Here is a 19,756-nt window from a genome sequence, read left to right on the forward strand (position 1 = left end):
AATTAGATATTATCCTCCTTTTGCAGCTTGCTTCTATAGCTTAATAATTGTTCTGTATACCGATGAAGATGTTGGTGATTAAATAATTTGCCTATTTCTCCAGATTCAATCATCATGCCATTTTTCATTACATTAAAATAATCAGCATATTTGAGGACATGATTCATGTTATGAGTGATGAGTAATACAGTATTATGATGATCTTTGACAATATGTTGAAGGAGTTGCATTATTTGATGACCGTTCACTACATCTAAAGATGCAACAGGTTCATCTGCAATAATTAATTCTGGATCTAACATTAAAACGCTAGCAATATTAACTCGCTCTAATTGTCCCCCTGAAAGTTGGAAACTATATTTATTAATGATTGATTCATCATTTAAGTTAACCCAAGTTAAAGCTTTTTTTATCTTTTTCAATGCATTATCCTTGGAAACATTAAAATGATAACGATAAATAGCTATAAGTTGTTTATCTAACCGAGTATATTCATTAAAACTTTGAGCATAATTTTGAGAGATATAGCCGATATGTTTACCTAAAAGTTGCTTGATACCAGAAGTATTTTGACCTTGCATTTTAAATTCATCGAAACTCATATGTAACTGAGTAGGTAAATGATTTAATATTGCTTTAACAGTCAAACTTTTTCCAGCACCACTTTCACCTATAATGACATTTAGAGATTGATGATATATATTTAAGTCGACATTTTTAATAATTGCTTGCTCTTCTTTATCACTGATGTTTAGATTTTTTATTGTTAAAAGTTTCAACTTTTACACCTCTTTGTTCTAATAAACGATCTCTTACTGCATCACCAGTTAAATTAAATATCAATATTGTACATGATATCAAAGATGCTGGAGCGATAATCATGATAGGATGTGAAGTAATAAATTCACGCCCTGCTTGTAACATTGCCCCCCACTCTGGAGATGGTGGTTGTGCACCTAAACCTAAAAATGATAATGAACTAATGTATAAAATGATTTTTCCAAAATCAACTATCATAATAACAAATATAGATGGTAAAACTTTTGGTAATAAGTGTTTAAATAAGATATTCAAAGTTGAGACATAAAAAAATTGTGCCATCTGTATATACGATTGATTCATTTCGGTATTGACAATCCCTCTTGTCACGCGAGTATAATTCATCCATTTTATGATTGTAATAGCTATTACCAAATTCCAAAGACTAGGATGAAAAAAACTTGCTAAGGCAATCATAATAACGAATTCTGGTATACTTAATCCTATATCAATAATTCGCATGATAATCGTATCAACCCAACCTTTTTTATAGCCTGCAAGTAACCCTAAAGGTACTCCAACCACAACAGTGAACAGTAAAGTAAGTAGTGTAACAAACAATGTTGCGCGAGAGCCCACGACTAAACGACTGAATAAATCACGTCCGTAATCATCTGTGCCAAGTAAATGATTCATACTTATAGGTTCAAATGAGTTTGACAAATGGACCTGATACGCAGCTTTATCATTGACTATAAATTGCAATACAATAAGACATATAATATAGACCGTAAAAATGATAAATATAGTGTTTTTCTTTGGCGACTTAAACTTCATCGTTACGACCTTCTTTTTTATGTGAATTTAACCATTTAAACTTTAATGTATCTTTTTGAGTAATAGTATAACGTTGTTTAGGATCGATGAGTAATGAAAGTAAATCTGCAATTGTGTTTATAATCACAACAAAGAAACCAATAAATAATACACAACCTTGAATGACTGGATAATCTCTCGACTTTATACTATCAACTAAAAAATAGCCTAACCCAGGAATATCAAATAAATTTTCAATAACTACTGTGCCACCTATCAAACTCCCAATGGATAAACCTAATAGAGGTATGATTGGCAGTATCGTAGGTTTTAGGATATCTTGAAAAAGTATATATCTTTCGGGCATACCTCTGAGACGAGACGATTCAACTATAGGTGTTTGATATTGATCTAATAAAGTAGAACGAATAAATCGAATATAATAAGCACACATTCCAATACTCATGGTAATTATTGGTAAAATATATGAAGCGAAACTCCCCTCATCTGACGACGGCAAAACATTCAATTTTAAGCTAAATATATATAATAAAATAAGACCAATAAAAAATGATGGTAGGCTTACGGATAATGATGTCATAACACGAATTATCCTATCCCAAATTTTATGATAATAAATCCCTGCTATAATCCCTAATGGTATAGAAATAACTAACGACATTATAAGCGTACCAAAAGTAATTATAAGTGTAGGACCAAGATAATTTGCTATTTCTCTGATTACAGGCTCATTTGTTTGATAACTTGTTCCTAAATCAAAATGAAACAATTGATTTAACCAGTGCAACCATTGAATAAAAATAGAATCATTTAAGCCAAGCTTATTCTTTGTTGTTTCTATTTGCTCATGAGATACATGTGAAATATCAAGATGTAATATTTTGTCTACAGGATTACCTGGAGAGAGTTTCATTAATATAAATGTGATTGTAGTTAATATAAATAGTACGACAATCATTTGTGAAAGTTTATAAATTATCATTTTAAACATATATTAGCATCCTTTCACTTTCAATGAATAGGAAAAATATTAAATAATAAATTTCATTAAATTGTTTTCATCAACATCTATTATAGTATGACTTTTTTTAATTAATAATAAAAGAGATAAAAAAAGAAATAAAAAACAACTTTGCTTAAGATAAGATGATAGCAAAGTTGAAAAGTTGTTATTTATGATGACGACGAAGTGACTCTTCATCATCATATTTGCGAATCTCTTTTTCCAATTTTATTTTTCTACGATTTTTTCTCCAGTTTCTAGAGAAATACCAAATAAGAAAGCTTATAATTAAGCTCATTATGCCTAAGAATCCCGCATATCCAAGCAGTGGTTGATACGAAATGCTTTGAAAATTTGGTATAAAAAAGGCAAGTACTGCTAAAACTACAAAAGTAATGATTGCAGATTGAAACCATTTATTTAATACAAGTGTGTAAAATACAGTTAATAAAATCATACCAAGAATGGTAATCCACAAATAATTTGGCATATCAAATATTGTCATTGCACGTGCTCCTATAAGTAAAGTTTACTTACTATTATACAACTTATTAATATAATATCATTCAGACTTAAGAAGTAATCATTTTTTAACATTATTTATTTAACAAGATTATGTTAATACTTATAACATGATTATACTAATTATAACATTACTAAATGTTACATAACATCTGTTTAGGCGTCCTTTGTGAGATTGTTATTGAATTTTAGTATAATGTCATTAAATGATTTATAAAGGAGTGTCAAAAATGAGTGAAGGTTTACCTTTGAGAGAAGAGATTCCGGTAAGAGAAACTTGGGATTTGAAAGATTTATTTACAAGTGATCAAGCATTCTATCAAACATTGGAACAAGTAGTACAAATGTCTTTAGATTTTAATCATACATATTATCAAAAACTTAATAACATAGAAACAATAGAAAAGGCATTAGATGAATATGAAAGGATACTTATAGAAATAGATCGTTTATATAATTATCCAGAACTTAGATTAAGCGTTGATACGTCTAATGAAGAAGCACAAAAAGTTAACGCAAAACTTAATACGACTTCTGGAAAAATTGCTAGTTTATTATCTTTTGTAGATTCCGAAATTTTGGAGTTATCTGATGAGATAATAAGTGAATTAAGGTCTCAAACCAAATACCCACATTTTATTAAACAACTTCAAGATCGTAAGCCATATCAATTATCTGCTGATGTTGAAAAAGTATTAGCTACATTAACACCAACATTGAGAAGTCCGTTTGAATTATACGGTACTACAAAAAGTTTGGATATTAATTTTGAATCGTTTGATTATGAGGGTGTTACCTATCCATTGGATTATGCAACTTTTGAAAATGAATACGAAGATCATCCATCTCCTGAATTTAGACGTAAAAGTTTTAGAGCTTTTAGCGATGCATTAAGACAATATCAACATACGACGGCTGCAACATATAATATGCAAGTCCAACAAGAAAAGATTGAAGCGGATTTACGAGGATATGATTCTGTTATTGATTATCTTCTACAAGATCAAGAAGTAACAAAAGATATGTTCGATAGACAAATTGATGTCATTATGAGTGATTTAGCCCCAGTTATGCAAAAGTATGCAGAGATTATTCAACGTGTACATAACCTGGATAAAATGCGATTTGAGGATTTAAAAATTTCAATAGACCCTAACTTTGAACCAGAAATATCAATTGAAGAATCGAAAAAATACATTTATGGAGCGCTCAATGTACTTGGTGATGATTATGTGAAAATGTTAAAGTCTGCCTATGATTACCGCTGGATTGATTTTGCTCAGAATAAAGGAAAAGATACTGGAGCATATTGCGCAAGTCCATACGTTACACATTCATATGTATTTATTTCATGGACTGGGAAAATGGCTGAAACATTCGTTCTTGCACATGAATTAGGACATGCAGGTCATTTTACATTAGCGCAGAAACATCAAAATTTGCTGGAATCTGAAGCGTCTATGTACTTTGTAGAAGCACCTTCCACAATGAATGAAATGTTGATGGCAAATTATTTATTTAATACTAGTAATGATCCTCGATTTAAACGTTGGGTTATTGGTTCGATTTTATCTCGAACTTATTATCACAATATGGTTACTCACCTTTTAGAAGCAGCGTATCAACGTGAAGTGTACCGCCGCGTCGACAATGGAGAATCATTAACTGCCCCACTTCTAAATGAAATAATGTTGAACACATATAAAGCATTTTTCGGTGACACTGTTGAAATGACTGATGGGGTTGAATTAACATGGATGAGACAACCACATTACTATATGGGATTGTACTCATATACTTACTCTGCTGGATTGACAATAGGTACAGTTGTATCACAATGTATCAAGAATGAAGGTCAACCGGCTGTTGATCGTTGGTTAAAAACACTACAAGCTGGTGGTAGTCAATCTCCAATTGAATTGGCGCAAATAGCTGGCGTCGATATTACGACTGACGCCCCTTTAAAAGAGACAATTAACTATATTTCAAATTTAGTAGATGAATTAGAAGTATTAACATATCAAATAGAAGAAAATTCATAAAGGTTAAAGCAAAATATCAAACCCCACCTGAAACTGTGGCATAGAATTCAGGTGGGGTTGCTCATTATAGAAATACAATAGGATTTGATAATTTAATCAAAAGTTTCAAAATGTTGACCTGTTAAATAATAATAAACACTTTCAGCAATATTGCTTATATGATCACCTATTCGTTCTAAGTGTCTAGCCGCTAAGTGTGCTTGACCAGCTACGAATGGGTCATTATCGATTAAGTAACTGGTATTGACGATGTTAACGTATAAATCATCAATATCTTCATCTCTTTCAATGACTTCTTTTATCAGTGGTAAATCTTTGTTTCTAATAGCGTTATTCAAATCTTCTAACATGAGCATCGCTAATTTACCCATGGTTTTTAAACGTGTAAACACATAGTTATCATTTATTTTAACTCTTAAACGTATATGAGCAATACTAGCTGCATTATCTCCCATTCGTTCAAAATCTGTAGAGATTTTGAGTGCTGCCATCATCATACGTAAATCTGTGGCAATAGGTTGTTGTCTAGTAATTAGCATGATTACCTTCTCGTTAATTTCATGATCTAAATGGTTAATTTCCTTGTCTTTCTCAATGGTTTGTCTTGCGAATGATTTCTTTTCTTCCCCTAAAGACACTAGTGCATTGTTAATATTAAAATATACACGAAGACCAAGACGCCGTAAATCTTTAATTAATCCATCTAGCTGACCTTCATATTTTTGTCTAATAATTGCCATTGCATCTTATCCAAAACGACCAGATATATAATCTTCAGTTTGTTTGTCTGCAGGATTTGAAAAGATTTTATCAGTATCATCATATTCATTGACATATCCATTTAAGAAGAAAGCAGTTTTATCTGAAACACGCGCAGCTTGTTGCATGTTGTGTGTAACCATAATAATTGAGTAATTTTCTTTTAATTCTTGTACAAGTTCTTCAACTCTTAATGTAGAAATAGGATCTAATGCTGACGTAGGTTCATCCATTAAAATGACATCTGGTTCAATTGCTAAACATCTAGCTATACAAACACGTTGTTGTTGTCCACCTGATAATCCATAAGCATTTGTATGCAATCTATCTTTTAATTCATCCCATATTGCAGCGCCACGTAATGATTTTTCTACGATTTCATCTAGAATTTTTTTGTTTTTAATACCGTGAGTCTTAGGACCATAAGTAATATTATCATAAATTGATTTAGGGAATGGGTTAGGTTGTTGAAAAACCATTCCAACGTTAGTACGTAGCTTCTCTTTAGAATACTTTGCATCAAATATATTTTGGTCACGATACAAAATTTTGCCTGCAGTTTTCACAGATGGAACTAATTCGACCATTCTATTTAAAGCTTTGATGTATGTAGATTTACCACATCCAGATGGTCCGATTATTGCAGTCACATTATTTTCCAATATATCTAAATTAATGTTTTGTAAAGCATGATTTTCTCCATACCATAAATCTAGATTTTGAGTTGAATAAACAATCTTCTTTTCACTGTCTGGAATTGTATATTTCTTATTGTTTTCAGTAGTAACTATTGTGGCAACTGAGTCTTGATTATTTGTTTGTGCGTCTAATTTCTCTTTGTCTGCTACTTGTGAATTAACCATAATTAAAAACTCCTTTATATCTTGAGACCTAGATGATATAGGTCAATAACGTTTATTTATAAAAATGCATTTCCCTTATAAGTTCGATTAGAATTTTTTACTAAATTTATTACGTAGAAGTATCGCTATAGCGTTCATCAATAATAAGATAACGAGTAGAACGATAATGCCTGCTGATGCAACGTTTTGGAATTCTGCTTGAGGCATTTTTGCCCATGTATAAATTTGAGTTGGTAACGCAGAGAATTGGTCGAGTAATCCGCTTGGTGTTGCTAAAAGTATCGTTGGTATACCTATCATTACAAGTGGTGCTGTTTCTCCTAATGCGCGTGATAAAGATAAAATGAAACCTGTTAAAATACCAGGTAATGCTGCCGGTAAAACAACTCTTCTAATTGTTTGCCATTTATTAGCACCAAGACCATATGATGCTTCTCTGACTGAACTAGGAACTGCTCTGATAGCTTCTTGACTAGCAACGATAATAACAGGCAAGATTAGTAGTGACATTGTAAGAGCAGCTGCTAACACGCTATTACCTAAACCTGCCGCGCCCACAAACAATGTATAACCTAGTAAACCGAACACAATTGAAGGAACACCAGCTAAATTAGATATACTCACTTTTACGATTTGTGTGAAAATATTGTCTCTTGCGTATTCTTCTAAATAAATGGCTGTACCTATTCCTAAAATGATGCTAATTGGAATAATACTTAAGATTAACCAAATGGAACCTACTAATGCCCCTTTAATACCAGCATCTGCTGGTGTTGAAGATGAAAAATTAGTGAAAAATTCGGGAGTTAGATGTCCCGCCCCTTTAACGAAGGTTTGAATTAATAGTGCTACTAAAACAATGAGCCCTATTAATGTACATAATAAAAATAACCATTTGTTTACCGAGTTTTTCTTATCACGAGAAGAAATATTTTTTTCTACGGCATCTTTATCAATCAATGTTTTATTAGCAGTATTTGAATTTGTAGACATATTAATACTCCTCTCTGAATCGTTTAGAGATCCATTGTGATAATAAATTCATAATTAAAGTGAAAATGAAAAGTGTAAATCCTACAGCGTAAATACTATAGTAAATATCAGAACCAAATGCTGCATCACCTGTAGCAATTTCAACAATATATCCTGTCATCGTTTGAATTGAACTTGTTAAACTTAGAGATGATGTTGGTGAACTACCAGCAGCTAAAGAAACGATCATTGTTTCCCCTATTGCTCTTGATATACCTAATACAATTGAAGCAACAACGCCTGATGTCGCCGCCGGTAATACAACTTTTGTAGCGACTTCAAATTTAGTTGCGCCTAATCCAAATGCACCTTCACGAATTTTATCAGGTACAGATGACATCGCATCTTCACTCATACTTGTAATCATAGGGACGATCATTATACCCACAACAATACCAGGACTGATTGAATTAAACTCTCCTAAGTTAGGAATTAGATTCCTTAATATAGGTGTAACAAATGTTAAAGCAAAGAAACCAAATACAATTGTAGGAATCCCAGCCAAAATTTCTAATATTGGTTTAATGATTCTACGTGAACGATCAGATGCATATTCATTAAGGTAAATAGCTGCACCTAAACCAATTGGAACTGCCACGATTGTAGCAATAACAGTAATTTTCAATGTGCCAATGATGAGTGCCCAAATTCCAAATTCTGGCGATGAACCAGTTGGGTTCCAGGTACCAGATAAAAAGAATTTAGATAATGGTACTCGTGTGAAGAACGTAATCGTCTCAGTTAAAAGTGTAAATAAAATAGCAATTGTAGTTAATATAGATATAGCTGAAATAATAGCTAAAATAATTGGGACAATTTTATCACTTAGTCCGCCCTTTTTAGCATTATTCTTAGCTATCATTTCTCTCACCTTTGTTTGTGAAGCCATGTAAAACCCTCTCTCTTATCTCCCAAAATAATTTAAAAAAAGAGTGGGAATTGCTTTTATGAGAAAATGAGTTTATTCATATTTATTAGAATATTTACTCATTATCTGCAAAGCTGAAAAGGGTTCGACAAAGTGGCACATTGACCACTTTGCCTGATACCCTTTCAAAAATTCCCAACCCTAGGTGTTTATTACCTTAGTATTCATCATTTATCTTCTGATTTTTTGTCGTCTTTCTTATCAGACTTTTGATGTTTATCTAAAAAATCTTTTAAGTCATCTAATTGAGATTTATAAGTTTTCTTAGGTGAAGCTACATAACCAGCGTCTTCAGCTGCTTGACCTTCATCTTCAAGTACAAATTTCATGAATTCTGACATTACTTTATTGTCTTTTAATGATTTGTCTTTAGCATAGATAAATAATGGTCTGCTTAGTGCGTATGAACCGTTTTGAATTGTTTTCTTAGTTGGTTCTGTAACTTTGCCATTGTCATCTTTGATTTTAACTTCTTTTAATTTATCTTTATTTTGTTCGTAGAAATTATAACCGAAGTAACCGATACCTTCTTTGTTTTTAGTTACTGAAGATACAATCGCGTTAGTATCAGCATTCTTCTCAGCTTTGATATCTTGTTTATCCATAACTTCTTCTTCAAAGAAGTCGTAAGTACCATGACTTGAGTTAGGTGAAACAGCATTGATTTTTTTATCTGGCCAACTAGAGTTAACGTCTTTCCATGTTTTAGCTTTTCCAGAGTAAATATCTTTTAATTGTGATTTAGTTAATTCTTTAACAAAGTCGTTATCTTTATTAACTGCAATTGTTACACCATCTTGTGCAATTTTGAATTCGTGATATTTAACCCCTTTATCTTCTAATTTTTTCTTTTCTTCGTCTTTAATAGGTCTTGAAGCGTCTGAGAAATCAGTTTCGCCAGCAATGAATTTTTGGAAACCAGCACCTGTACCAGCTTGACCTGAAGAAATTTTAGCGTCTTTATGATCTTTAGCCCATTTTTCGTTTAATTTTTCAACGATAGGAGCTACTGTAGACGATCCTTCACCTTTAGCAGAACCTTTAAGATCTTTGCCGTCTCCTGAACCTCCATTATTTCCGCCACAAGCGCCAAGTAAAACCGAAGCACCTAATACAGTAGTACCGACTAATTGCCACTTTTTCATTGAAACATCCTCCTAATGTAAATAACCTATAATGGTATATGTATTTCTTACAGTTCTCATGTTACATATCTTTTATTAAATCAAAATAGAGTTATTGTAAATTTTTTGTTAAGAATGAGATTTGAATTAATGTAACGTGTATTAAAATTTAATTTGCTAACATAGTTTTAAAAAGAATAAAAATACTTGATTGAATGAATAGATGAGACATTGGGGATTATTATAGTGGAGAGAGAATTTTAATAAATTGTATCTAATCTGGTCCTTTAAGGTCATATTATTTCTTTAATTAATTACGTTAACGAAATGATTTAGTTCTTTAAATGAAGCACTTTAAAATATATATCATTTAGGATTTTAAAATAAGTGTTAAACGTAAAAAAACACTTGAGTTATCAGTTGATATCTCAAGTGTGTATAACGTATAGGTAATATTATGATTAAATTAATTAAAAGTACGCTATTATTAAATTTTTTATTGTCAGTCAAGTTTTCCAAAATATAGAATGCTATAAATACTGTAATTTAGAGCTTATTTTCATGATGAGATAACGAATTCAATAAGAATTACTTTCTATCTCTACATTAATTAAGTGTATTAATGGATTTCATCCTCTTTAATCATCGACACGGCTCCACCCTTTTTTAGTAAGAGTGATTTTTCCTGTTTCTATATTGATTATCTTTTTCTTATATAAATGTCCAATTGCACGTTTAAACGAGCCTTTACTCATATTAAAGACTTCTTTGATTGCATCAGGACTAGATTTATCCCAAAAAGGTAATTCACCATCATACTCAACAAGTAAATCAAATATGACCTGTCCATCATCATCAAGACGTTCATGAGCTAATGGTAAAAATGACCCATTTAATTCACCTTTTTCATTATGGCCTATAATTCGGACCTCTACTTCTTCACCTAACCTTGGCTCATGTTTGCGTTCTGATTCGTGAACAAAAATTTTATAACCCTCATTACTTAATAAGAAGCTACCTACTCTGAGTAATCTATAAGCACGTGCAGAAATATATTCGTTTTGTTTACTATCGTCATTTACTGGCGTGAACATCGACTCAACAATCGTTTCACTAGCTAATCGTCCAAACATTTGATTCGTACTGTCTATTCTTAAAGTAACTAGCAAGTAGTCACCTGCTTGAGGCCAAAGTTCTTTAAGTTTCGGTAAATCTTCCCATGGAACTAAGACTTCACGAGGAAGTCCTACGTCGATATGTGCACCGTCTCTATCGGTTTTTATAACTTTAGCAAAATCATATTTATCTTTTGTAATATCAGGCATGTTTTGAGTCGCAAATAAATCGCCTGATCGGTTTGGATAAACGAAAAAACTATATTCCTCACCTATTTCAAAATCATCTTCATCAGCAACTTCTGACTGATTGAGTTTGACACTTTCGTCATTTGGCCCTTTAAGTAAATATGTTGACCCTTGTAATCCTACAACTTCTAAAAATTCTATTGAACCTACTATATCTTTATCTAATGCCATTCTATTCTCCTTAATCTATTATTCACTTTCATTTACTTTTTTCTATTTAAATAGTTAGATTTAACTTAATAAACTATATTCGTATCTATAAAATTCTTATTAATTATAACATGAGTTACTTATTCTATCATTAGCTTAATTGTCAGGTCGAAACTCTAATTATTATATGATATAATTTCTCCGTTAGAATAACCAAAAAGGAGCAGATGAATGTTACAAGTAACTGATGTAAGTTTACGTTTTGGTGATCGTAAACTATTTGAAGATGTAAATATAAAATTTACAGAGGGTAATTGTTATGGATTAATTGGTGCAAATGGTGCTGGAAAATCTACATTCTTAAAGATTTTATCAGGCGAAATTGATTCACAGACTGGTCATGTATCTCTAGGTAAAGACGAGCGTTTGGCTGTATTAAAACAAGATCATTTTGCTTATGAAGATGAACGTGTTTTAGATGTTGTGATTAAAGGACACGAACGTTTGTATCAAGTGATGAAAGAGAAAGATGAAATTTATATGAAACCTGATTTCAACGATGAAGACGGTATTCGTGCTGCAGAACTTGAAGGAGAATTTGCAGAAATGAACGGTTGGAATGCTGAAGCTGATGCCGCTAATTTATTATCAGGATTAGGCATAGAACCTGACTTACATGATAAAAATATGTCTGAACTTGAAAATAATCAAAAAGTTAAGGTATTGTTAGCTCAAAGTTTATTTGGTGATCCTGACGTTCTTTTACTAGATGAGCCTACCAATGGTTTAGATATACCAGCAATAAGTTGGTTAGAAGACTTTTTAATTAATTTTGAAAATACTGTCATTGTCGTTTCGCATGACCGTCACTTCTTAAATAATGTTTGTACTCATATAGCTGATTTAGACTTTGGCAAAATTAAACTTTATGTTGGTAACTATGATTTCTGGTATCAATCAAGTCAATTAGCACAAAAAATGGCACAAGAACAAAATAAGAAAAAAGAAGAAAAAATGAAAGAGTTACAAGATTTCATCGCACGCTTCTCAGCAAATGCTTCTAAATCTAAACAGGCAACAAGTCGTAAGAAACAATTAGAAAAAATTGAATTAGACGATATCCAGCCATCATCTCGTAGATACCCTTACGTGAAATTTACCCCTGAACGTGAAATTGGAAATGATTTACTTACAGTAGAAAATCTTTCTAAAACAATTGACGGCGAAAAGGTACTAGACAATGTTTCATTCACTATGAATCCTAATGATAAAGCTATTTTAGTTGGTGATAGCGAAATTGCTAAAACAACATTGTTAAAAATTTTAGCTGGAGAAATGGAACCAGATGAAGGTACATTTAAATGGGGCGTAACGACATCTTTAAGTTACTTCCCTAAAGATAACTCTGAATTCTTTGATGATGTCGATATGAATCTAGTTGAATGGTTACGTCAATACGCCCCAGAAGACGAACAAACTGAAACATTTTTACGTGGTTTCTTAGGACGCATGTTATTTAGTGGTGAGGAAGTTAAGAAAAAAGCAAGCGTGCTTTCAGGTGGAGAAAAAGTACGTTGCATGTTAAGTAAAATGATGCTATCAAGTGCTAATGTACTTTTACTTGACGAGCCAACAAACCATTTAGATTTGGAAAGTATCACTGCTGTAAATGATGGATTAAAATCATTTAAAGGTTCTATCATCTTCACTTCTTATGATTTTGAATTTATTAATACAATCGCAAATCGAGTGATTGACTTGAATCAAGCTGGTGCCCTTTCTAAAGAAGTACCTTATGAGGAATACTTACAAGAAATTGGCGTATTACAAAATAATTAATAATTGTTTTAACATTTATACAAGAGTCCGGGACATTTATCAAAGTCTCAGACTCTTTGTTTATATCATTTAATCTTTATTCGGTTGTTATGGGTATTAGATTAATATTGTTATCGTTTCAGTTATAAACTTTTAATATTGATCAAAAATTAAAAATACATACTTTTAAATACTAATACTTAAAAATCTAGATAAGGTGTTTAATTTGTAATAAGCGTATTAAATTTATAAAAATTACTTATCATGTGAATTCACACGTAAATTTTCAGTATATTTTTAAAAATCTAAAATATTGGTTTACATAGATATATTGTCTATGTATAATGAAAACATATCAATTGAATAAGATTTTGATGAGGCGCATCAATCATGAGTAAACTTTAGATAATTTGTCTGCTAACAATTATAGAGTTAAAAGGGTGAGATGCCGAAATGATTCATAATAGCAGTTATGAATCGTTGGACTTAATGGTTAAGAGCTATAAGTTTGTCATTATTATTAAATAATGGAGTGCATCACTTGTACATAAATGTAGAACAAGTTCGGCATTCCGAACTTGTTCTTTTTTATACTGTGTATGTCTCCTCTAATTATAGGAGGACTGAAATTGAATAGAAGCGTTTTAAAATTTGGCGGTTCTTCCGTCAGTGATTTTAAAAAAATAAAAAATATCGCTGAAATGCTTAAAACACGCATTGAAGATGGTGAGGAATTAATCGTTGTTGTTAGTGCTATGGGTAAGACAACTGATCAATTGATGAATAATGTATCAAGTCTTACTTCTACCCCTAAAGATCAAGAACTCGCATTGCTATTAACAACTGGTGAACAACAAACGGTTTCTTACCTTTCTATGGTACTTAATGACATAGGTGTAAATGCTAAAGCAATGACAGGTTATCAAGCTGGCATTAAGACTGTAGGACATCACTTAAAAAGTAAAATAGCAGAAATTAATCCCAATATTTTTGATGAGGCTTTTAAAGATCATGACATTTTAGTTGTAGCTGGATTTCAAGGTATAAACGATGATTTCGAACTTACTACACTTGGACGAGGTGGTTCTGATACTACAGCTGTAGCTTTAGCAGCAAGCAATCAGATACCTTGTGAAATTTATACTGACGTTGATGGTGTGTATGCAACAGATCCTAGAATACTAAATGAAGCGAAGCGTTTAGAATATGTCTCTTATGAGGAAATGATGGAAATGAGTGCGCTTGGTGCAGGTGTACTTGAAACGAGAAGTGTTGAATTAGCCAAGAATTATGATATTCCTCTTTACTTAGGAAGAACTTTATCAAATATGAAAGGAACATGGATTATGTCTAAAAGTGATTTATTAGAAAAAAAAGCAGTAACTGGTGTTGCATTGGATACACACATGATGCACGTCACGATAAGTTATCCCCTACCGGATAATCAGTTACTAACACAATTGTTTACCGTATTGGAAGAAGAATCTGTAAATGTTGATATGATTTCTCAAATTGTAAATTTAGAAGGTTTACAATTATCTTTTTCAATTAAAGATAGTGATGCACATCAAATTTCTTCAATTTTGGAAAATTTATCCACACACTTCTCAGCACTTGATTATAAAATTAATGAAGCATATGTCAAAATATCTTTAATTGGATCAGGTATGAGAGATATGTCAGGAGTAGCATCAAAAGCTTTTATGACGCTTATCAATTCAGACATTCCATTTTATCAAACGACGACATCGGAAATTAGCATATCTTATGTGATAGACGAAGAAAATGGTGAAAAAGCAGTAGAAGAATTGTATCATGCCTTCGAAATTTAGCATTCATGTGATATATTTATTATAAATTTTCTAAAAATTACTAATATTAAGAATGGAGTGACTATTAATTATGACAAGATTAGCAGTAGCTGGAGCAACAGGATTAGTTGGAACAAAAATGTTAGAGACACTAGATCGAAAACAAATACCTTTTGATGAATTAGTATTATTTTCTTCTGCTCGCTCAGCAGGAAAAAAAGTTGAATTTCAAGGACAATCGTATACTGTTCAAGAATTAACTGATGAAGCAGCAAGTGAACATTTTGATTATGTTTTAATGAGTGCGGGAGGTAGCACAAGTGAGCACTTTGCCCCACTATTTGAGGCGGCTGGAGCCATTGTTATTGATAATTCAAGTCAATGGAGAATGGCTGAAGATGTCGATTTAATTGTTCCAGAAGTGAATGAGCCTCAATTTACACGTGGCATTATTGCTAATCCAAATTGCTCAACAATTCAATCAGTTGTACCTCTTAAAATTTTGCAAGATGCATATGGATTAAAACGTGTCGCTTATACGACTTATCAAGCTGTATCAGGTTCTGGTGTTAAAGGTAAAAGAGATTTAACTGAAGGCGCTAATGGAAAAGAACCTGAAGCATATCCCTATCCAATTTACAATAATGTATTACCACATATAGATGTTTTTCTTGAAAATGGGTATACAAAAGAAGAACAAAAAATGATTGATGAAACGAAAAAAATTCTTAACGACCAAAACTTAAAAGTAACTGCCACATGTGTACGTGTACCAGTACAAGATAGTCACAGTATTGAAATCGATGTGACTTTAAATCAAGATACTACAGTTAAAGAGATACAAGAATTATTTGCACAAGATCAACGTGTTGTTCTTGTAGATAATCCAAGTAAAAATGAATATCCATTAGCCATTCATTCTACTGGCAAAGATGAAGTATTTGTAGGACGTATTCGCCGAGATGACTCTCTTGAAAATACATTTCACGTATGGTGTACCTCTGATAATTTACTCAAAGGCGCAGCATTAAATGCAGTTCAAGTATTAGAACAAATTTTAACTTTGAAAGGGGCAAGATAATATGACACACATGTTTGAAGGCGTTGGTGTAGCATTAGCGACTCCCTTTACCAATAATGAGGTTGATTTCGACGCATTAGAAAGACATGTTCAATTTCTTTTAGATAACAATATCCAAGCAATTATAGTGAATGGCACTACAGCAGAAAGTCCTACATTAACTGACGAAGAAAAAGAGAAAGTATTGGCAACAGTAGTTAAACTCGTAAATCATAGCGTTCCTGTTATTGCGGGTACTGGCACTAATAATACGTATAAATCAATTCAAGCTTCAATACGTGCTAAAGAAATTGGTGCAGATGCGGTCATGTTGATTACGCCCTATTACAACAAAACGAATCAGCGTGGTTTAATTCAACATTTTGAGACAATCGCAAATGAAGTGAAATTACCAGTAATTCTTTACAATGTGCCCTCACGAACAAACATGACGATAGAGCCAGAAACAGTTGAAATTCTCAGTCATAATCCATATATCGTTGCTTTAAAAGATGCGACAAATGATTTTGAGTATTTTGATGAAGTAAAACAACGTATTAATGCAAATGAATTTGCATTATATAGTGGGAATGACGACAATATTGTGAAGTTCTATCAACGTGGAGGTAATGGTGTCATCTCTGTAATTGCGAATGTAATTCCACAAGAATTTCAATATTTATATGATAATAGACAAAATGAAACCGATATTACTAATTACTTTAAACCTATTGAAAAATTGTTAGAAGCGTTGTCACTTGACGTTAACCCAATACCTATTAAAGTTCTAACTGCATATTTGGGTTATGGTCATTACGAAGTGAGATTACCATTAGTGCCTCTAGAAGAAGCACAATGTAAACAAGTTGAAAGAGCATTTGAACAATTTAAAGCAGGTGAACAATAATGAACATACTTCTAATTGGATATGGTGCAATGAATCAAAGAGTTGCACGATTAGCTGAAGATAAAGGTCATGAAATTGTTGGAGTCATAGACAGAACTCCAAAATCATCGACACCTTATTCTCAATATAAACACATTAGTGAATGTAAAGAAGCTGATGTTGCTATTGACTTTTCAAATCCTGAATTGCTCTTTCCTCTATTAGAAGAACAATTCAATCTGCCTCTTGTCATCGCAACTACAGGTGAAAAAGAAACGTTAATACAAAAATTGGAAACGCTAAGTCAAAGAACACCTGTATTTTTTAGTGCAAATATGAGTTATGGTGTCCATGCATTAACTAAAATATTAGAAACTGCAGTTCCCTTACTCGAAGATTTCGATATCGAACTGACAGAAGCGCATCATAATAAAAAAGTCGATGCTCCTAGTGGCACATTAGTTAAATTGTATGATGTCATTAAAGAATTACGTGACAATGTCTCACCTGTTTATGATAGACACGAAAAAACTGAGAAGCGTACACATGATGAGATAGGTATACATGCTGTTCGTGGCGGTACGATTGTCGGGGAACATGACATTTTATTTGCAGGTACTGATGAAACAATTACTATCTCACATAGAGCACAATCAAAAGATATCTTTGCAAATGGTGCCATTGGCGCTGCAGAAAAATTAATTCACAAAAACCCAGGTTTTTATACTTTTAATAATCTATAAATCAAAGGAGTTATTCAAATTATGGTACAACATTTATCAGCTCAAGAAATCATTCAATATATTAGCGATGCTAAGAAATCAACACCACTCAAAGTTTATGTAAATGGTCATTTTACAAATGTGACATTTCCAGAATCTTTTAAAGTTTTTGGCTCAGAACATTCAAAAGTAATTTTCTGTGAAGCAGATGAATGGAAACAATTTTATCAACAAAATCATTCATTAATCACTGAATTAGAAATTGAGATGGATCGTCGTAATTCAGCTATACCGCTTAAAGATTTAACAAACACAAATGCTCGTATTGAGCCAGGTGCGTTTATTCGTGAGCAAGCTATCATTGAAGATGGTGCTGTGGTTATGATGGGTGCTACGATTAATATTGGAGCTATTGTAGGTGAAGGAACAATGATAGACATGAACGCAACACTTGGTGGCCGAGCTACAACAGGAAAAAATGTTCATGTTGGTGCAGGAGCTGTTTTAGCTGGTGTCATTGAACCTCCAAGTGCTTCCCCAGTTGTCATTGAAGACAATGTTTTAATTGGAGCAAATGCTGTTATTCTTGAAGGTGTACGCGTTGGTGCAGGAGCTATTGTAGCAGCTGGAGCTATTGTAACTCAAGATGTGCCAGCTGGTGCTGTAGTTGCTGGTACGCCTGCTAAAGTAATTAAACAAACTTCAGAAGTACAAGACTCAAAACGTGAGATTGTGTCTGCACTGCGTAAATTAAATAATGAATAACGACATAGAATAATTGTGTAGATAAAAAATATGTTCAAGGTGGAATCCAATGATTAATTTATATAGGATGCATTAATCATTCATTTCGCCTTTTTATTATAGAATGATACACATTGAAATATTAATGAAATAGTTATACAAGGGATGGATGATTTTATGAACGAGTTAGAATTCGTTACATTGCACAGAAGACATTTACATCAATATCCAGAATTAAGTTTACATGAATTTGAGACGACATCGTATATAACATCATTTTTAGAGGATTTAGGCGTACCTTACGACCGACCACTTAAAACTGGTGTTATTGCTTATTTGGAAGGTAATAGTCATCACACTATTGCATTCAGAGCAGATATAGACGCGTTACCAATTTATGAAGAAAATGATATTGATTTTAAAAGTAAAAATGATCACGTCATGCACGCGTGTGGTCATGATGGACATACGACAGCACTTATGCTTTTTGTTAAAAGGTGTAAAGCATTGTATGACAAATCTGAATTACCTCATAATGTAGTGTTTATATTTCAACCTGCCGAAGAAACTGGTGGAGGAGCTAATCGCTTAATCAAAGCTGGCGCTTTTGACAAGTACCCTATTGAAGCGGTATTTGGTTTTCACGTTAATCCGTTTGAAAAAGAAGGTAAAATTGTAATTCGGGATGAAGAAATCACTGCAAGTGCCACTGAATATCGCTTCTTTTTAAAAGGATTATCAAGTCATGTTGCTGATAAGGAGCAAGGTCATTCATGTGGTGAGGGGTTACAACATGTCTTAAGTCAAATCGGTCAAATCCAACAGTTTCATTTGAATGGATTGAAACGTAACATTATTCATATGGGTCATTTTGAAGCTGGTGAAGCTATTAATACAGTACCGAGTCATGGTTATCTTGAAGGTACTATTCGTACATATGACACTGAAGATTTGGCTATTGTAAAACACCAAATGCATAAAATAGCGGAAAGTGTTCAATTATTATTTAATGTTGAATGTGAGGTTAAATTTGAAGAAGGATATCCACCAACAATGAATCATCCACAATTACGTCAAGCCGTTGAGAACGCTATAGAAGGTGCAAATTTAGAAGTTGTTGAAAAAAAGCTCCCCTTCCTGTTCGGTGAAGATTTTAGTTTTTATGGTCAACAACTTGCCCCTTCATATTTTGTATTTGTTGGTACTCAAAACAAGGAAAAAGGTTTTGTGACTGGTCTTCATACTGCACATCTTAATTTTGATGAGAAAATATTAATTGACGTTGTAAATTATTACGAGCATTTGTTAAGAAATTATAAAGAGGTGTAAAGC

The 19,756-nt window shown here is 32.4% G+C and carries 18 protein-coding genes and 1 riboswitch; of the genes, 8 read left to right on the top strand and 10 right to left on the bottom strand.

Going from position 1 to position 19,756, the window contains the following annotated elements; all coding sequences use genetic code 11:
* Positions 1 to 2: 2 nt before the first annotated feature.
* The 4 genes from HMPREF2897_RS03450 to HMPREF2897_RS03465 form a co-directional block, all read right to left on the bottom strand.
* A complete protein-coding gene (locus tag HMPREF2897_RS03450) occupies positions 3 to 779 on the bottom strand; it encodes an ATP-binding cassette domain-containing protein (RefSeq protein WP_002446393.1) in 777 nt (258 codons plus the stop codon).
* On the bottom strand, positions 742 to 1,596 hold the full coding sequence (gene nikC / locus HMPREF2897_RS03455) for a nickel transporter permease (RefSeq protein WP_070592680.1): 855 nt from the start codon (positions 1,594 to 1,596) through the stop codon (positions 742 to 744). The genes HMPREF2897_RS03450 and nikC overlap by 38 nt, the downstream gene beginning before the upstream one ends.
* Complete coding sequence (gene nikB / locus HMPREF2897_RS03460; protein ID WP_002490012.1) at positions 1,586 to 2,587, bottom strand: nickel ABC transporter permease; 1,002 nt, start codon at positions 2,585 to 2,587, stop codon at positions 1,586 to 1,588. The genes nikC and nikB overlap by 11 nt, the downstream gene beginning before the upstream one ends.
* Before the next feature lie 178 nt (positions 2,588 to 2,765).
* A complete protein-coding gene (locus tag HMPREF2897_RS03465) occupies positions 2,766 to 3,104 on the bottom strand; it encodes a hypothetical protein (RefSeq protein ID WP_002446396.1) in 339 nt (112 codons plus the stop codon).
* 247 nt (positions 3,105 to 3,351) lie between these two features.
* Here HMPREF2897_RS03465 and pepF point away from each other — a divergent pair, with 247 nt between their 5' ends.
* Complete coding sequence (pepF, locus tag HMPREF2897_RS03470; RefSeq protein ID WP_002489979.1) at positions 3,352 to 5,163, top strand: oligoendopeptidase F; 1,812 nt, start codon at positions 3,352 to 3,354, stop codon at positions 5,161 to 5,163.
* Positions 5,164 to 5,255: 92 nt separating this feature from the next.
* Here the strand turns inward: pepF and phoU are convergent, their stop codons facing one another.
* The 6 genes from phoU to cvfB form a co-directional block, all read right to left on the bottom strand.
* Complete coding sequence (gene phoU / locus HMPREF2897_RS03475; RefSeq protein WP_002446398.1) at positions 5,256 to 5,903, bottom strand: phosphate signaling complex protein PhoU; 648 nt, start codon at positions 5,901 to 5,903, stop codon at positions 5,256 to 5,258.
* Between the two features lie 6 nt (positions 5,904 to 5,909).
* Complete coding sequence (gene pstB, locus HMPREF2897_RS03480) at positions 5,910 to 6,785, bottom strand: phosphate ABC transporter ATP-binding protein PstB (protein ID WP_002446399.1); 876 nt, start codon at positions 6,783 to 6,785, stop codon at positions 5,910 to 5,912.
* 87 nt (positions 6,786 to 6,872) lie between these two features.
* Entirely contained in the window at positions 6,873 to 7,778 is a 906-nt protein-coding gene (pstA, locus tag HMPREF2897_RS03485) for a phosphate ABC transporter permease PstA (RefSeq protein WP_002446400.1), read from the bottom strand.
* 1 nt (position 7,779) lies between these two features.
* On the bottom strand, positions 7,780 to 8,706 hold the full coding sequence (gene pstC / locus HMPREF2897_RS03490; RefSeq protein ID WP_001830936.1) for a phosphate ABC transporter permease subunit PstC: 927 nt from the start codon (positions 8,704 to 8,706) through the stop codon (positions 7,780 to 7,782).
* Positions 8,707 to 8,912: 206 nt separating this feature from the next.
* A complete protein-coding gene (locus tag HMPREF2897_RS03495) occupies positions 8,913 to 9,890 on the bottom strand; it encodes a PstS family phosphate ABC transporter substrate-binding protein (protein WP_070592682.1) in 978 nt (325 codons plus the stop codon).
* A 617-nt stretch (positions 9,891 to 10,507) separates the two neighbouring features.
* Complete coding sequence (gene cvfB / locus HMPREF2897_RS03500) at positions 10,508 to 11,404, bottom strand: RNA-binding virulence regulatory protein CvfB (RefSeq protein WP_002489980.1); 897 nt, start codon at positions 11,402 to 11,404, stop codon at positions 10,508 to 10,510.
* Positions 11,405 to 11,614: 210 nt separating this feature from the next.
* Here cvfB and HMPREF2897_RS03505 point away from each other — a divergent pair, with 210 nt between their 5' ends.
* The 7 genes from HMPREF2897_RS03505 (at position 11,615) to HMPREF2897_RS03535 (ending at position 19,753) form a co-directional block, all read left to right on the top strand.
* Positions 11,615 to 13,222 (top strand): ABC-F family ATP-binding cassette domain-containing protein, encoded by a 1,608-nt coding sequence (locus HMPREF2897_RS03505; RefSeq protein ID WP_002446403.1) that lies wholly within the window; start codon positions 11,615 to 11,617, stop codon positions 13,220 to 13,222.
* Positions 13,223 to 13,567: 345 nt separating this feature from the next.
* A riboswitch (Lysine riboswitch) is annotated at positions 13,568 to 13,747 on the top strand.
* 53 nt (positions 13,748 to 13,800) lie between these two features.
* Positions 13,801 to 15,033, top strand: a complete 1,233-nt coding sequence (locus tag HMPREF2897_RS03510) for an aspartate kinase (protein ID WP_083310221.1) — start codon at positions 13,801 to 13,803, stop codon at positions 15,031 to 15,033.
* Between the two features lie 70 nt (positions 15,034 to 15,103).
* Positions 15,104 to 16,093: an aspartate-semialdehyde dehydrogenase gene (locus HMPREF2897_RS03515; protein ID WP_046044544.1), complete on the top strand. Its 990-nt coding sequence runs from the start codon at positions 15,104 to 15,106 to the stop codon at positions 16,091 to 16,093.
* Position 16,094: 1 nt separating this feature from the next.
* Positions 16,095 to 16,979 carry a 4-hydroxy-tetrahydrodipicolinate synthase gene (dapA, locus tag HMPREF2897_RS03520; RefSeq protein ID WP_070592685.1) on the top strand — a complete coding sequence of 295 codons (885 nt, stop codon included), beginning with the start codon at positions 16,095 to 16,097 and terminating at the stop codon, positions 16,977 to 16,979.
* Positions 16,979 to 17,701: a 4-hydroxy-tetrahydrodipicolinate reductase gene (gene dapB, locus HMPREF2897_RS03525; RefSeq protein WP_002476108.1), complete on the top strand. Its 723-nt coding sequence runs from the start codon at positions 16,979 to 16,981 to the stop codon at positions 17,699 to 17,701. The genes dapA and dapB overlap by 1 nt, the downstream gene beginning before the upstream one ends.
* 21 nt (positions 17,702 to 17,722) lie before the next feature.
* Positions 17,723 to 18,445 (top strand): 2,3,4,5-tetrahydropyridine-2,6-dicarboxylate N-acetyltransferase, encoded by a 723-nt coding sequence (gene dapD / locus HMPREF2897_RS03530; RefSeq protein ID WP_002490004.1) that lies wholly within the window; start codon positions 17,723 to 17,725, stop codon positions 18,443 to 18,445.
* Positions 18,446 to 18,601: 156 nt separating this feature from the next.
* A complete protein-coding gene (locus HMPREF2897_RS03535; protein WP_002476112.1) occupies positions 18,602 to 19,753 on the top strand; it encodes an amidohydrolase in 1,152 nt (383 codons plus the stop codon).
* The last annotated feature ends 3 nt before the right edge of the window (positions 19,754 to 19,756 follow it).

It is taken from the genome of Staphylococcus sp. HMSC065D05 (genome assembly GCF_001813195.1).
Taxonomy (GTDB): domain Bacteria; phylum Bacillota; class Bacilli; order Staphylococcales; family Staphylococcaceae; genus Staphylococcus; species Staphylococcus epidermidis.